The sequence below is a fragment of the Pseudarthrobacter oxydans genome (genome assembly GCF_034258515.1).
In the GTDB taxonomy this organism is placed as follows: Bacteria; Actinomycetota; Actinomycetes; order Actinomycetales; family Micrococcaceae; genus Arthrobacter.
Window position 1 is genome coordinate 1 of sequence record NZ_CP139438.1, and the last position, 14,227, is coordinate 14,227.

General features: G+C 63.5%; 11 protein-coding genes and 2 tRNA genes. 12 read left to right on the plus strand and 1 reads right to left on the minus strand.

All coding sequences use genetic code 11. The annotated features are described in order from the left end of the window. The 12 genes from dnaA (at nt 1) to SMD14_RS00060 (ending at nt 13,294) form a co-directional block, all read left to right on the plus strand. Nucleotides 1–1,425 (plus strand): chromosomal replication initiator protein DnaA, encoded by a 1,425-nt coding sequence (dnaA, locus tag SMD14_RS00005; protein WP_157240151.1) that lies wholly within the window; start codon nt 1–3, stop codon nt 1,423–1,425. A 525-nt stretch (nt 1,426–1,950) separates the two neighbouring features. After that, nucleotides 1,951–3,075, plus strand: a complete 1,125-nt coding sequence (dnaN, locus tag SMD14_RS00010) for a DNA polymerase III subunit beta (RefSeq protein ID WP_321214845.1) — start codon at nt 1,951–1,953, stop codon at nt 3,073–3,075. Between the two features lie 118 nt (nt 3,076–3,193). Continuing rightward, the gene (gene gnd / locus SMD14_RS00015) at nt 3,194–4,078 is read left to right on the plus strand and encodes a phosphogluconate dehydrogenase (NAD(+)-dependent, decarboxylating) (protein WP_321214846.1); all 885 of its coding nucleotides are present in this window, start codon (nt 3,194–3,196) and stop codon (nt 4,076–4,078) included. Nucleotides 4,079–4,124: 46 nt separating this feature from the next. After that, on the plus strand, nt 4,125–5,336 hold the full coding sequence (recF, locus tag SMD14_RS00020) for a DNA replication/repair protein RecF (RefSeq protein ID WP_321214847.1): 1,212 nt from the start codon (nt 4,125–4,127) through the stop codon (nt 5,334–5,336). Beyond that, nucleotides 5,320–5,880 carry a DUF721 domain-containing protein gene (locus SMD14_RS00025; RefSeq protein ID WP_157240147.1) on the plus strand — a complete coding sequence of 187 codons (561 nt, stop codon included), beginning with the start codon at nt 5,320–5,322 and terminating at the stop codon, nt 5,878–5,880. Before recF ends, SMD14_RS00025 begins: the two co-directional genes overlap by 17 nt. A 379-nt stretch (nt 5,881–6,259) precedes the next feature. Next, nucleotides 6,260–8,347: a DNA topoisomerase (ATP-hydrolyzing) subunit B gene (gene gyrB, locus SMD14_RS00030; protein WP_321214848.1), complete on the plus strand. Its 2,088-nt coding sequence runs from the start codon at nt 6,260–6,262 to the stop codon at nt 8,345–8,347. Nucleotides 8,348–8,404: 57 nt separating this feature from the next. Further along, on the plus strand, nt 8,405–11,083 hold the full coding sequence (gene gyrA, locus SMD14_RS00035; RefSeq protein ID WP_321214849.1) for a DNA gyrase subunit A: 2,679 nt from the start codon (nt 8,405–8,407) through the stop codon (nt 11,081–11,083). After that, the gene (locus SMD14_RS00040; RefSeq protein ID WP_321214850.1) at nt 11,076–11,744 is read left to right on the plus strand and encodes a DUF3566 domain-containing protein; all 669 of its coding nucleotides are present in this window, start codon (nt 11,076–11,078) and stop codon (nt 11,742–11,744) included. Before gyrA ends, SMD14_RS00040 begins: the two co-directional genes overlap by 8 nt. A gap of 97 nt (nt 11,745–11,841) precedes the next feature. Continuing rightward, nucleotides 11,842–11,915, plus strand: a tRNA-Ile gene (locus tag SMD14_RS00045). Between the two features lie 67 nt (nt 11,916–11,982). After that, nucleotides 11,983–12,099, plus strand: a complete 117-nt coding sequence (locus SMD14_RS00050; RefSeq protein WP_234005471.1) for a DLW-39 family protein — start codon at nt 11,983–11,985, stop codon at nt 12,097–12,099. Nucleotides 12,100–12,170: 71 nt separating this feature from the next. Next, nucleotides 12,171–12,246: transfer RNA gene (locus SMD14_RS00055), tRNA-Ala, on the plus strand. Between the two features lie 97 nt (nt 12,247–12,343). Continuing rightward, entirely contained in the window at nt 12,344–13,294 is a 951-nt protein-coding gene (locus SMD14_RS00060) for a DMT family transporter (protein ID WP_321214851.1), read from the plus strand. A 19-nt stretch (nt 13,295–13,313) separates the two neighbouring features. Here SMD14_RS00060 and SMD14_RS00065 read toward each other — a convergent pair whose 3' ends face one another. Beyond that, nucleotides 13,314–14,189, minus strand: coding sequence for a glycosyltransferase family 2 protein (locus SMD14_RS00065; protein WP_321214852.1), 876 nt, complete (start codon nt 14,187–14,189; stop codon nt 13,314–13,316). Nucleotides 14,190–14,227 lie beyond the last annotated feature (38 nt).

A 14,227-nucleotide genomic window follows, 5' to 3' on the forward strand; every position in this document is an offset into this window, starting at 1 on the left:
ATGACAGTAGACGAAGCCAACCACGCCAATACTGTCGGAAGTTCCTGGCGGCGCGTTGTCAGCCTGCTGGAACAGGACCACCGTGTCTCACCGCGGCAGCGTGGCTTTGTCATCCTTGCCCAGGCGCAGGGCCTGATCGGGTCCACGCTCCTGGTGGCAGTTCCCAACGAACTCACCCGCGAAGTGCTCCAGACGCAGGTCAAGGACGCCCTGGATGACGCACTGCACAACGTTTTCTCCGAGGACATCCGGTGCGCCATCGACGTGGACACGGACCTGGTTCCCATCCACAAAGAACCCGAGCCCGTCGTCGTCGAGCCGTCCTTCTCCCCGGACCAGCTCATCGAACAGAAGCCGCAGCCCATGCTGCCCAGCACTTCGCACGAGTTCGGCCGCCTGAACCCGAAGTACGTCTTCGACACCTTCGTCATTGGTTCCTCCAACCGCTTCGCCCACGCTGCGGCCGTCGCCGTCGCTGAAGCGCCGGCAAAGGCCTACAACCCGCTGTTCATTTACGGTGATTCGGGGCTGGGCAAGACGCACCTGCTGCACGCCATCGGCCACTATGCCCGCCGGCTCTACAGCGGCATCCGCGTCCGCTACGTCAACTCGGAAGAGTTCACCAACGACTTCATCAACTCCATCCGTGACGATGAGGGCGCCAGCTTCAAGACCACCTACCGCAACGTGGACGTACTGCTCATCGATGACATCCAGTTCCTCGCGGGCAAGGACCGGACGTTGGAGGAGTTCTTCCACACTTTCAATTCCCTGCACAACAACAACAAGCAGGTGGTCATCACTTCGGACCAGCCGCCCAAGCTGCTGGCAGGATTCGAGGACCGCATGAAGTCCCGCTTCGAGTGGGGCCTCCTCACGGACATCCAGCCGCCGGAACTCGAAACCCGCATCGCCATCCTCCGCAAGAAGGCCCTGAGCGAAGGTCTCTCTGCTCCCGATGACGCACTGGAATACATCGCATCCAAGATTTCCAGCAACATCCGTGAACTTGAGGGTGCACTGATCCGGGTCACTGCCTTTGCAAGCCTCAACCGGCAGCCCGTGGATGTGGCACTTGCGGAGATGGTCCTCAAGGACCTCATTACCGACGACGGCGCCCAGGAGATCACGTCCGGCCAGATCCTCCAGCAGACGGCCGAGTACTTCAAGCTGAGCATGGAAGAGCTGTGCAGCAAGTCGCGGACCAGGACCCTGGTGACGGCGCGCCAGATTGCCATGTACCTCTGCCGCGAGCTCACGGACATGTCGCTGCCGAAGATCGGCCAGGAACTTGGCGGCCGCGACCACACCACAGTGATCCACGCTGACAGGAAGATCCGCGAACTGATGGCCGAGCGGCGTGTGATCTACAACCAGGTAACTGAGCTGACCAACCGGATCAAGCAGCAGCAGCGCGACTCCTAGCCGGCCGCACCTATACCTTATTAACAGGTGCATGTGGATAAGCCTGTGGATACTTAAGGGGACAACCGCGGTTAATGGGCTTAAAACCCTTAAGGCGCCTGTGGATTCGCAAAATCGCAAAAAATCTTGTCCCCATCCACACCCTGTTTAAAACCTGCGCCGCCCACAGTGGATGAACAGGGCTTAACCGCTGGAACCCGCGGCAGGGGGAGGTTATCCACAGTTTCCACAGCAGTTATTAACACTACTAATCCCAAAAAATTGAAATCCCTCAAACAACAAGACCTGTGCGCTCGTCCAGACCACACCGGGCCGGGCGGCCCTCCGGGCAGTCGGGACCACCGGGGATGGGTTAATCCCCGATCTTCCGGCTAAGCTGTCAGCAGCGCTCCCATCCTTGGGTTTTCGTGTGGTTCCTGCAGCACGGACCATGCAGGTTCAGGTGGTGGGGCACCCCACTTTTTGGAACTGCCTGCGGGAAGTTCCAGGTCTTATGGCAGCAGCAATGAAAGGCGGCACCCTTCCGTGAAGTTCAGAGTCGATCGGGACGTCCTGGCAGAAGCCGTCACCTGGACAGCCCGGTCGTTGTCTCCGCGGCCGCCGGTGCCCGTCCTGTCCGGCCTGCTGTTGAAGGCCGAAGCGGGCACCGTGAGCCTCTCCAGCTTTGACTACGAGACCTCCGCCCGGCTGGAAATCACAGCGGACATCCGGGACGAAGGCACCATCCTGGTATCCGGCCGGCTCCTGGCCGACATCTGCCGCAGCCTCCCCTCGGCACCGGTCGACGTCGAAACGGACGGCAACAAAGTCACGCTGACCTGCCGCCGAAGCAGCTTCCATCTCGCCACGATGCCCGAGGCCGAGTACCCGCCGCTTCCCGCACTCCCGCCCATCAGCGGAACTGTCCCCGGTGATTCCTTCGCCCAGGCGGTTTCACAGGTCATCATTGCCGCCAGCAAGGATGACACGCTGCCCATCCTCACCGGCGTGCGGATGGAAATCGAGGACGACCTCATCACGCTGCTCGCCACTGACCGGTACCGCCTTGCCATGCGTGAAGTGCCGTGGAAGCCGGTCACCCCGGGCATCTCCACCAGCGCCCTGGTCAAGGCAAAAACCCTGAACGAAGTTGCCAAGACCCTCGGCAACAGCGGTGACATCAACCTTGCCCTCGCCGACGACGACAGCAGGCTGATCGGTTTCGAAAGCGGCGGACGAACCACCACCTCATTGCTGGTGGACGGGGACTACCCCAAGATCCGGTCGCTGTTCCCGGACTCGACTCCCATCCATGCCACGGTTCAGACCCAGGAGCTTGTTGAAGCGGTGCGCCGTGTCTCCCTGGTAGCTGAACGCAACACCCCCGTCCGGCTCGCCTTCACCCAGGGGCTCCTGAACCTGGACGCCGGTACCGGCGAGGACGCCCAGGCTTCCGAGGAACTTGAGGCCCAGCTTTCCGGTGACGACATCACCGTGGCCTTCAACCCCCACTACCTGGTGGAAGGCCTCAGCGTGATCGAGACCAAGTTCGTCCGGTTCTCGTTCACCACTGCGCCCAAGCCGGCCATGATCACAGCCCAGGCGGACGCCGACGGCGAGGACCAGGATGACTACCGCTACCTGGTGATGCCGGTCCGCCTGCCCAACTAGCCCCCCTCCAACTAGGTAGCGCCAAGTGTCGTTTTGGAGGTTCAAAACGACACTTAGCGCTACCTAGTTGGGAACACGGTCCCGCAGCCACACCTCTAGCGCAGAAACGAGTTCCAGAATGCACATTGGACTGATCGGCCTTGGCAAAATGGGATTCAACATGCGCGAACGCCTGCGCAAGGGCGGCGTGGAGGTCACCGGTTTCGACCGGAACCCGGACATCACCGACGTCGCCACCCTTGATGAACTCCTTGCCGCAGTCCCGGTGCCGCGGTTGATCTGGGTCATGGTTCCCGCCGGTGAGATCACGGACGCCGTCATCAAGGAACTGGGCGACAAACTCGCCGAGGGCGACCTGGTGATCGACGGCGGAAACTCGCGGTTCACGGAGGACCAGAAACACGGTGAGCTCCTCGCCGCCAGGGGCATCCGCTTTGCGGACTGTGGCGTCTCCGGCGGAGTCTGGGGCCTGCAGAACGGTTACGGCCTGATGGCGGGCGGAGATGCTGCGGATATCGAACGCGCCCTTCCGGTGTTTGATGCCCTGCGCCCGGAGGGCGAACGTGAGGACAGCTTCGTGCACGTGGGCGGGATCGGCGCAGGGCATTACGCCAAGATGGTCCACAACGGGATCGAATACGGCCTGATGCAGGCATACGCCGAGGGATACCAGCTGCTGGCTTCCAAAGACATCATCAACGACCTTCCCGGAACCTTCCGCGCCTGGCAAAAAGGCACGGTGGTCCGGTCCTGGCTGCTGGACCTGTTGGTCAAGGCGCTGGATGAAGACCCGGGATTGCAGAACATCGACGACTACGTCGAGGATTCAGGCGAGGGCAGGTGGACGGTGGAAGAGGCCATTGCCAACGCAATTCCCGCCCCGGCCATCACTGCGGCACTGTTCGCCCGCTTCGAATCGCGCGAGGACAGCTCACCGGCCATGAAGATGGTATCCGCACTGCGCCACCAGTTCGGCGGCCACTCCACCCGCCCCGCCAAATAGCATCCAGCCGGGAACCCGCGAGGTTCCCAGAATTGCCGAAAACCGCGTGTACCTCGAACACCTCTCCCTGACCGACTTCCGCAGCTACGCCCAGGTTGACCTTGCCCTGGCTCCGGGCGTCACAGTCCTGGTGGGATACAACGGCATCGGCAAGACCAACCTGATGGAGGCCATCGGCTACCTGGCCACCCTCAGCTCCCACCGCGTCAGCTCGGATGCACCCCTCCTGCGGTTTGGAACGGACCGGGCTTTGGTGCGGGCCCGCCTGGTCCGGGGCGGTCAGACTACGGTCCTGGAACTTGAAATCAACGCAGGGCGGGCAAACCGCGGCCGGATCAACCGCAGTAATCCGGTGCGCGCCCGTGACCTGCTCGGCATATGCCAAACGGTCCTCTTCGCTCCGGAGGACCTGGCCCTGGTCAAGGGGGATCCCTCGAACCGGCGCCGCTTCCTGGACGAGCTGCTCGCGAGCCTTATTCCGCATCATGCCGCGACCCGCAGCGACTACGACCGCGTGTTGAAGCAGCGCAATGCGCTGCTGAAGTCTGCCCGGGCAGGCAAATTCACTCCTGCCCATGAGGCAACCCTCGACGTGTGGGACCAGCACATGGCGAAGGCCGGCGCCGAACTGCTCCACGCCAGGCTTGAACTGGTGGAGCGGCTGCGCCCGCATCTGGCGCGGGCATATGCGGACCTCACCGACGCGTCAAAACCGGCAGACGCCGTCTACCGCTCCACCCTCCAGAGCCAGATGGACGACGACGGCGCAGCGCTCCCTCCCGCCGCGGGCACCGCGGCCGGAGGTACTTCGCCGGACGTGGAAGACCTGCGCCGGTTCTCTGTGGACGAGTTGGCGGAGCGGTACGTCCGCGCCTTCGCCGAATCCCGCCGGAAGGAAATCGAACGGGGCATATCGCTCGTGGGACCGCACCGCGACGAGCTGGAACTCATCCTGGGCCAGGCGCCGGCCAAGGGTTATGCCTCGCATGGCGAAACATGGTCCATGTGCCTCTCGCTGCGGCTCGCCTCCTACTACGTGATGCTGGACGACGCCCGTACCGGAGGGTCTGCTCCCATCCTGATCCTCGACGACGTTTTTGCCGAGCTGGACGTCCAGCGGCGGCGTAAACTGGCCGCAATAGTCTCCGGCGCGGAGCAGGTCCTGGTGACCGCCGCCGTCGACGCCGACATCCCGGAAGGCCTGTCCGGACGGCGGGTGAAGGTCATCCCGGGAGGTATTGATGAGCAGGGACAATGAGAAGGGCGGCGGGCTCCAGCCCGGCCGCGATCCCGACAACATCGATGCCCCGCAGGTTGCCCTGAACCGGATGCGGGAAGCAGCCGCAGCGCGCGGCGAAATCCGCAGGGCAGCGCACCGCCCGGGCACCTCAAAGGCGAAAAAGGGCACCCGCGACACCCGAGGCTTCAGCCAGTTCCACGCCACGGGCCGCGACCCCCTTGGCCTGGGCAAGGTGGTGGGACGCCTGGTGGCGGAACGCGGCTGGACCTCCCCGGTGGCGGTGGGGTCCGTGATGGCTGAATGGGCAACCCTGGTTGGTCCTGAAATCTCGGCCCACTGCGTCCCGGAAAGTTTCACCGACACCACCCTGCACGTCCGGTGCGACTCAACCGCCTGGGCCACCCAGCTGCGCCTGCTAAGCACCAGCCTCCTGGAGAAGTTCCGGGTGGAGCTGGGCGACGGAGTGGTAACCAGCATCAAGGTGCTTGGCCCTGCGGCACCGAGCTGGCGCAAGGGCGGCCGTTCGGTAAACGGCCGGGGCCCCCGGGACACTTACGGGTAGTGCCGGCACCGGACTCTTGAAAATCCGCCCAACGGCGTGTAGAGCGCTGTAAGGGACGCCGGGCGTATAGGCACCCGGAGGCCGTACTTCCAGCGCGCCCTAGGCGCGGCCAATGCCCTCGCATGGGCACACCACTGTCCGCAGACGGCCCTGGAATGCGGGGAAATGGGCTGTCGCGCGGTAGAATCGGTGTAGATAACTGGGCGCGGGTGAAACGTTGACTGAGTCCGTTTTCGCGCGCTCACAGCACGCGGAGTGCGGATCCCCACCGTCAGCAGGCCACCGGCGCTATAAGTTTGTGCCTGTTGGCGGATGACTTTCCTGATCCAGGAGGGGACTCGGCCGGCCATCATCGAGAACAGAGGAGTCGACAGCGCCTGTGGCTAACGACAATACAGATATTCTGGCAGCTGAACCCGCAGTCGAGGATGCCCGTACGCCTGACACCCCGGCCGCATCGGCGACGCCGCGTGAATACGGTGCCAGCGACATCACTGTCCTTGAAGGCCTGGAGGCGGTACGGAAGCGCCCGGGCATGTACATCGGTTCTACAGGACCGCGCGGACTCCACCACCTCGTCTACGAAGTTGTTGATAACTCAGTGGATGAGGCCCTTGCAGGCTACTGCACCCACATCGAGGTTGTCCTGCAGGCCGACGGCGGCGTGAAAGTGGTGGACGACGGCCGCGGCATTCCCGTGGACATGCACCCTACGGAGCACAAGCCCACGGTTGAAGTCGTCATGACCATCCTGCACGCCGGCGGAAAGTTCGGCGGCGGCGGTTATGCCGTGTCCGGCGGCCTCCACGGCGTCGGCATCTCCGTGGTCAATGCCCTCTCCAGCCGCGTGGATACTGAAGTGCGGCGCCAGGGCCATGTCTGGCGGATGTCCTTCGCGGACGGCGGAAAGCCGCAGGGCAGCCTGGTCAAGGGCGAGGAAACGGACCTCACCGGTACCACCCAGACCTTCTACCCGGATCCCGCGATCTTCGAAAGCACCGAATTCGACTTTGAGACACTGCGTGCCCGCTTCCAGCAGATGGCCTTCCTCAACAAGGGCCTTCGCATCACGCTGACGGACGAGCGCACCGCTGCTGAGGCGGATGCCGACGCCGACCTGGACCTGGACGCCGTCGTTACCGAGGGCGAAGTCAGCGCAGAGCACCGCACCGTGGTGTACCAGTACGACGAAGGCCTGCTGGACTACGTCAAGCACCTGAACTCCGGCAAAAAGGTGGATGTGGTCCACGAAGACGTCATCGCCTTCGAAACCGAGGACAAAGAACGCAAGATAGCCCTCGAAATGGCGATGCAGTGGACCAACGCCTACTCGGAGAGTGTGCACACGTACGCCAACACCATCAACACCCATGAAGGCGGAACCCACGAAGAAGGCTTCCGCGCTGCCATGACGTCCCTGATCAACCGCTACGCGCGTGAGAAGGGAATCATCAAGGAAAAAGACGACAACCTCACCGGTGACGACATCCGCGAAGGCCTTACCGCCGTCATTTCCGTCAAGCTTGCCGAACCCCAGTTCGAAGGCCAGACCAAGACCAAACTCGGCAACTCCGAGGTCAAGGGCTTCGTCCAGCGCGTGGTAACTGACGGACTGGGTGACTGGCTGGAACGCAACCCCGGGCCCGCCCGGGACGTCATCCGGAAGGCGATCTCCGCAGCGCAGGCCCGAATGGCCGCACGCAAGGCACGGGACAACGCCCGCCGGAAGAGCCCGCTGGAATCCTTCGGCATGCCGGGCAAGCTCTCTGACTGCTCCTCGAAGAACCCGGAAAAGTGCGAGGTCTACATCGTCGAGGGTGACTCCGCCGGCGGCTCCGCAAAACGCGGCCGCAATCCGGAGACCCAGGCCATCCTGCCCTTGCGCGGAAAGATCCTGAACGTGGAGCGCGCACGCCTGGACAAAGCGTTGGGCAATGCCGAAGTCCAGTCCATGATCACCGCCTTCGGAACCGGTATTGGAGAGGATTTCGACCTCTCCAAGCTCCGCTACCACAAGATCGTCCTGATGGCGGATGCCGACGTGGACGGACAGCACATCACCACCCTGCTGATGACGCTGCTGTTCCGCTACATGCGCCCCCTCATTGAGAACGGCTATGTCTACCTTGCCCAGCCGCCGCTGTACCGCATCAAGTGGTCCAACGCAGCCCATGATTACGTCTACAGCGACCGCGAACGCGACGCGAAACTCGTGGCCGGCCAGGCGGCCGGACGCCGGATCCCCAAGGACAACGGCATCCAGCGCTACAAGGGCCTCGGCGAAATGGACTACACCGAACTGTGGGACACCACCATGGATCCGGACCACCGCACCCTGCTGCAGGTGACGATGGACGATGCCCTCGCGGCGGACCAGATCTTCTCGGTCCTGATGGGCGAGGACGTTGAATCACGCCGCAACTTCATTCAGCAGAACGCCAAGGACGTCAGGTTCCTCGATATCTAGGAAGCACGCTGTCCTAATATTCGGAATCTCACATATACCTGAAACGGAAATTAATTAATGAGCGACGAAACACCCGAGAACCCGGCCTCCGACGCCGGCACTCCGGACACCGTTCTTGAAGGCGACGTGCTGATCGACCGCGTGGAGCAGGTGGACCTCCAGACAGAAATGCAGCGGTCCTACCTGGACTACGCCATGGCTGTCATTGTTGGCCGTGCCCTCCCGGACGTCCGGGACGGCCTGAAGCCGGTCCACCGCCGGGTCCTTTACGCGATGTTCGACGGCGGCTACCGGCCTGACCGTTCCTTCAACAAGTGTGCCCGTGTGGTGGGCGAGGTCATGGGCCAGTACCACCCGCACGGCGATACGGCGATCTACGACGCTTTGGTCCGCCTCATCCAGGACTGGACCATGCGCTACCCCCTGGCCCTCGGCCAGGGCAACTTCGGCTCCCCGGGCAATGATGGCGCTGCGGCACCCCGGTACACTGAAACGAAGATGGCCCCGCTTGCCATGGAAATGGTCAGGGACATCGACGAGGAAACCGTCGATTTCCAGGACAACTACGACGGCAAGAACCAGGAACCCACGATCCTGCCTGCAAGGTTCCCCAACCTGCTGGTGAACGGGTCCTCCGGCATCGCCGTCGGCATGGCCACCAACATTCCGCCGCACAACCTGCGCGAAGTGGCGGACGGCGTGCAGTGGTACCTGGCCAACCCCGGCGCCAGCCGCGAAGAACTGCTGGAAGAACTCCTGCTGCGGATCAAGGGTCCCGATTTCCCCACCGGCGCCACCATCCTGGGCCACAAGGGCATCGAGGATGCCTACCGGACCGGCCGCGGCTCCGTCACCATGCGCGCGGTGGTAAATGTCGAAGAGCTGCAGGGACGCACCTGCCTGGTGGTCACCGAGCTGCCGTACCAGGCAAACCCGGACAACCTGGCCATCAAGATCGCCGAACTGGTCAAGGACGGCAAGATCCAGGGCATTGCGGACCTCCGCGACGAGACCTCCGGACGCACGGGCCAGCGCCTGGTCATCGTGCTCAAGCGCGATGCCGTGGCCAAGGTGGTGCTGAACAACCTTTACAAGCACACCGAACTGCAAAGCAACTTCTCCGCCAACATGCTGGCCATTGTTGACGGCGTCCCCCGCACCCTGAGCCTGGACGCCTTCATCCGGCACTGGGTGACCCACCAGATGGATGTCATTGCCCGCCGCACACGGTACCGGCTGCGCAAGGCCGAGGAAGAGGCCCACATCCTGCGGGCGCTCCTGAAGGCACTGGACATGCTGGACGAGGTGATCGCCCTCATCCGCGCGTCCAACACCACCGAAGCGGCACGCGACGGACTGATGGAACTGCTCGACATCGACGAGCTCCAGGCCCGCGCCATCCTTGACATGCAGCTGCGCCGCCTCGCCGCCCTGGAACGGCAAAAGATCCAGGACCGGCACGCCGAGCTTGAAGCCTTGATCGCCGAGTACAACGAAATCCTTGGCTCGGAGCAGCGCCAGCGCGAGATCATCAGCACCGAGCTCGGCGAGATCGTGGACAAGCACGGTGACGATCGCCGTACCCGGATCCTCATGGGATTCGACGGCGACATGTCCATGGAAGACCTCATTCCCGAAGAGGAGATGGTGGTCACCATTACGCGCGGCGGCTACGTCAAGCGCACCCGCAGCGACAACTACCGTTCGCAGCAGCGTGGCGGCAAGGGCATCAAGGGTGCCCAGCTCCGCGGCGACGACGTAGTGGAGCACTTCTTCGTTACCACCACCCACCACTGGCTGCTCTTCTTCACCAACCTGGGCCGCGTCTACCGCGCCAAGGCCTATGAGCTGATGGAGGCGGGCCGCGATGCCAAGGGCCAGCACGTGGCCAACCTCATGGCGTTCCAGCCGGACGAACACATCGCCCAGGTCCTGGACCTGAAGGACTACCAGCAGGCGCCGTACCTGGTCCTGGCCACCAAGCGAGGGCTGGTCAAGAAGACCCGGCTCGAGGATTACGACACCAACCGTTCCGCCGGCGTGATTGCCATCAACCTGCGCGACGGCGACGAGCTGGTGTCCGCGCAGCTGGTTTCGGAAACCGACGACCTCCTGCTGGTGTCCCGCAAGGGCCAGTCCATCCGTTTCACCGCCACCGAGGATGCCCTCCGGCCCATGGGCCGGGCAACCTCCGGAGTCACCGGAATGAAGTTCCGCGAGGAGGATGAGCTGCTGGCCGCCAATGTGGTGACTGACGGCTCCTACGTGTTCATCGTGACCGAGGGCGGGTACGCCAAACGGACAGCGGTGGAGGAATACCGGCTCCAGGGACGCGGCGGGCTGGGCATCAAGGTAGCCAAGCTTGCCGAAGAACGCGGCGACCTCGTGGGCGCGCTGATCGTCCAGGAAGAGGATGAGGTGCTGGTGGTCATGGAGGGCGGCAAAGTGGTCCGGTCCTCCGTTGCCGGCGTCCCCGCCAAGGGTCGTGACACCATGGGCGTGATCTTTGCCAAGCCGGACAAAAACGACCGGATTATCGAGGTGGCACGCAACAGCGAACGCGGCCTCGAGGGCGAGGAATCACCGGAGGATGACGTAACGTTGGCTGAAGACGGCGGATCCCTCGAGGAATCAGCCAGCCCAGCATTGGCAGAAGAACCACTGGCCGTTGAGTCAGAGGACGCCTCGGGCAACGCTGAGCAGAACGAAGACTACACGGAGGTAACGAGTGAGTAATCCCGACTCATTTCCCAAGTCGAACAGTACCGTTCCCGACGGCAGCCGGCCCTCAGCCGCTCCACGGGTAAACGCCCCCGTTCGTCCGCAACAGCGCCCTGCCGCCCCTGCCGCCGCCCAGGGGCAGCGCCCGGCAGTCCCCGGCCAGCGTCCGGCCCAGGGCGACCGGCCGGCGGGACCGCCGGCCCAGCGTCCCGTGGGACAGCCCGGCCAGCGCCCGGCACCCGGCCAGCGTCCGCCGTCGGCCGGTACAGGGCAAGGCACCCCGGGCCTCGTCAAGCCTGCTCCGAAAGCGAAGGTCCGGCGTGCACGGCTGCTGATCAGCAAGGTGGACCCGTGGTCCGTCCTCAAGATGGCTTTCCTGCTGTCCGTGGCACTGGGAATTGTCACCGTGGTGGCCGCCATTGTGCTGTGGACTGTTCTTGACCTCACCGGAATCTTCGATCAGGTGGACAGCCTGTTGGGTACCCTGGCCGGCTCCGAAGGCGGCGGCTTTGAGCTGAAGAAGGTGGCTTCTCTGGGCCAGGTGGCATCCTTCGCCACCATCATCGCGGTGGTGAACGTGGTCCTGCTGACCGCTCTCTCCATGCTTTCCGCCGTGCTCTACAACATCTCTGCCACCCTTGTGGGCGGTATTGGCGTCACCCTCACGGACGACTAGTTCCCTGTTTTCGCCGGCCAGATACCGGCGAAAACGCCCGATTTGAGATCGGGCCGGGATGTGCTGTAAAGTCATGTCTCGGCCCGATGAGGCATCGGGGCGTATAGCTCAGGCGGTTAGAGCGCTTCGCTGATAACGAAGAGGTCCCAGGTTCAAGTCCTGGTACGCCCACGGAACCTGTGCAGGTTCAAGCAGGTCTGGTTCGCGTAACCCGCAGCCGGACCGGAACGGGGAGCATGTGAAGAAGTTGCTTGTACTGGCAGCGGCGATCGCAGGCGTCCTGCTCTACCGGAAAGCACAGGAATCCGAAGCCCGGAAAGATGCCTGGAGCAAGTCAACCGACTCGGTGGACTAGCGCCGGGACCCGGACTGGAGCTGGTCAAAGGCCTCCAGGTTCTAGGGTATGATTGACGGGTTGCTTCTTATGGGGGCATGGCGCAATTGGTAGCGCACCTGCTTTGCAAGCAGGGGGTTCGGGGTTCGAGTCCCCGTGCCTCCACCATAGGAAAGTCCCGGTCAGCGGAAACGCCGGCCGGGACTTTTGCTTTGTCCGCGGCATGAGCTCAAACAGCAGTCGAACTGCGCATTAGGGTTGGTCAGTGAACTTCTTTCTTGCAGCCCTCGGCGTCCTGGGCGTCGCGTCATCCGGTCCGCTGATTGCTGCCACCCTGGGCGCCACCACTGTGAGTGCACTCGCCATTGCCTTTTGGCGCAATGCGATCGGCGCGGCCGTGATGGCCTCCCCCACTCTCGTCCGGGAGCCCCGGCAATTCGGCAGGATCACCAAACGTGAGTTTCGCTGGTGCCTGCTGGCCGCCATTGCCCTGGCATTCCACTTTGCCTGCTTCATCACCTCGCTGCAGCTCACCTCTGTCGCGGCAGCTACTGCGCTGGTGTGCCTGCAGTCGGCGTGGATTGCGGTGTTTCAACTCTTCCGCGGGACCCGCCACCGTTGGCAGGTGCTGGCCGGGCTGGGCATTGCTTTCGGCGGTGTTGTAGCCATCACCGGGTTTGACATGGGGTCCTCCCCGCAGGCCCTGCTGGGTGACCTCCTGGCCGTGGCCGGCGGCGCGCTGGCCGGCCTTTACACGCTGGCAGGCGGGAAGGCCCGGCAAAGCATGACGACGGGCACCTACACCACCCTCTGCTACGGGATGTGTGCAGCAGTCGTGGCCGTCATGGCTCTTCTGGCCGGGCAACCGCTGGCGGGCTTCGAAGCGGCGGGCTGGCTGGGGATCCTGGCTATCACAGTCTGCGCGCAGCTTGTGGGCCACACAGCGTTCAATCACCTGCTGGCCACTATGAGCCCGCTGCTGGTGTCCATGATCATCCTTCTGGAAATTCCGGGGGCTGCGCTGCTCGCCGCGGTCTTCCTCAAGGAGACGCTCCCGGCCGGAACCTATGCCGGGCTGGGCCTGATTCTGGCCGGACTCGCCGTCGTCGTGACGGGCCAAAGGTCGGGCAGGTCCGGGCGCCGGGGAAGGCCAGCGCGGAACGGGCAGGAGGAACCGCCGTCGGACCGCCCGCTTGCAGAGCTGGGAACGGACTGAGGGCGCCCTGTCCGGCGGCCTACTGGCCGCCGCGGCGCACAGGCTGGGCCGTGTTGACCGTGTGGATGGCCCGGAGGAGCTTTGCGGGGAAGTACACCGAAAAGAACACCACCATGGGAGCCTTTAGCGCCATCTTCTTTACGTTGTGGGCCTTGTAGGTGCGGTCGAACCGCGTGACGTAATAGCGGTAGTCCCGCGGTGAGTCCTCCAGCCGCCGGGCGGACATGCCGGAGACCATCTGCGGGCAGTACTGGATTTTCAGGTCGTGTTCGGCGAGGTGCAGGGACAGATCGATGTCCTCATGCATCTCGTCCTTTTCATCAAGGCAGGTCTCTGCCCGGATGGCGTCCCAGGCGGAGGAGCGGAGGGCCATGTTGGAGCCGAACAGGAAATGGTACTGGTGTTTAGCCAGCTTCAGCATCAGCTGGCGCATTTTGTCATCGGCTTTGAGCCCGAACCGGCGCATGGGCATGTCGTAATAGACCACCGGACCCGTGGCCGCCTGGACTGAATGGTCCACGAACGCCCTCTGCACCTGCTCCACCCAGTCGGGCTCCACTACCGAATCGGCGTCGATCCGGCCCAGGACATCTCCCGTGGCGTTGTCCAGCCCGAAGTTCCGGGTGGGAATAAGGCCCTGCTGCTGATCCTGGCTCAACAGCACCAGCGGGCTTTCCGGGTATTCGAGCTGCATTTGGCGCACGATGTCAGCGGTCCGGTCCTTGGAAAGGTTGTCCACCACCACGATCTCGTGGGCCGGGACCGACTGGTAGATGGCAGCTATCAGGCACTGCCTGATAACGCCCTCCTCGTTGTAGGCCGGGATGACAATGGATACGCGGGGCAGGTTTGCTGCGTCGTTCAAGGCATCCCCAGAGGGTTGTTGGGCTGGCATCAGTTCAAATCTAGCATCCAACCGCAGCCGCTCCCGGA

Coding starts and splice junctions, on each gene's coding strand:
- gyrA (WP_321214849.1), top strand. CDS start 8,405: ATGAGCGACGAAACACCCGAGAACCCGGCCTCCGACGCCGGCACTCCG.
- SMD14_RS00065 (WP_321214852.1), bottom strand. CDS start 14,189: ATGCCAGCCCAACAACCCTCTGGGGATGCCTTGAACGACGCAGCAAAC.
- dnaA (WP_157240151.1), top strand. CDS start 1: ATGACAGTAGACGAAGCCAACCACGCCAATACTGTCGGAAGTTCCTGG.
- gnd (WP_321214846.1), top strand. CDS start 3,194: ATGCACATTGGACTGATCGGCCTTGGCAAAATGGGATTCAACATGCGC.
- SMD14_RS00025 (WP_157240147.1), top strand. CDS start 5,320: ATGAGCAGGGACAATGAGAAGGGCGGCGGGCTCCAGCCCGGCCGCGAT.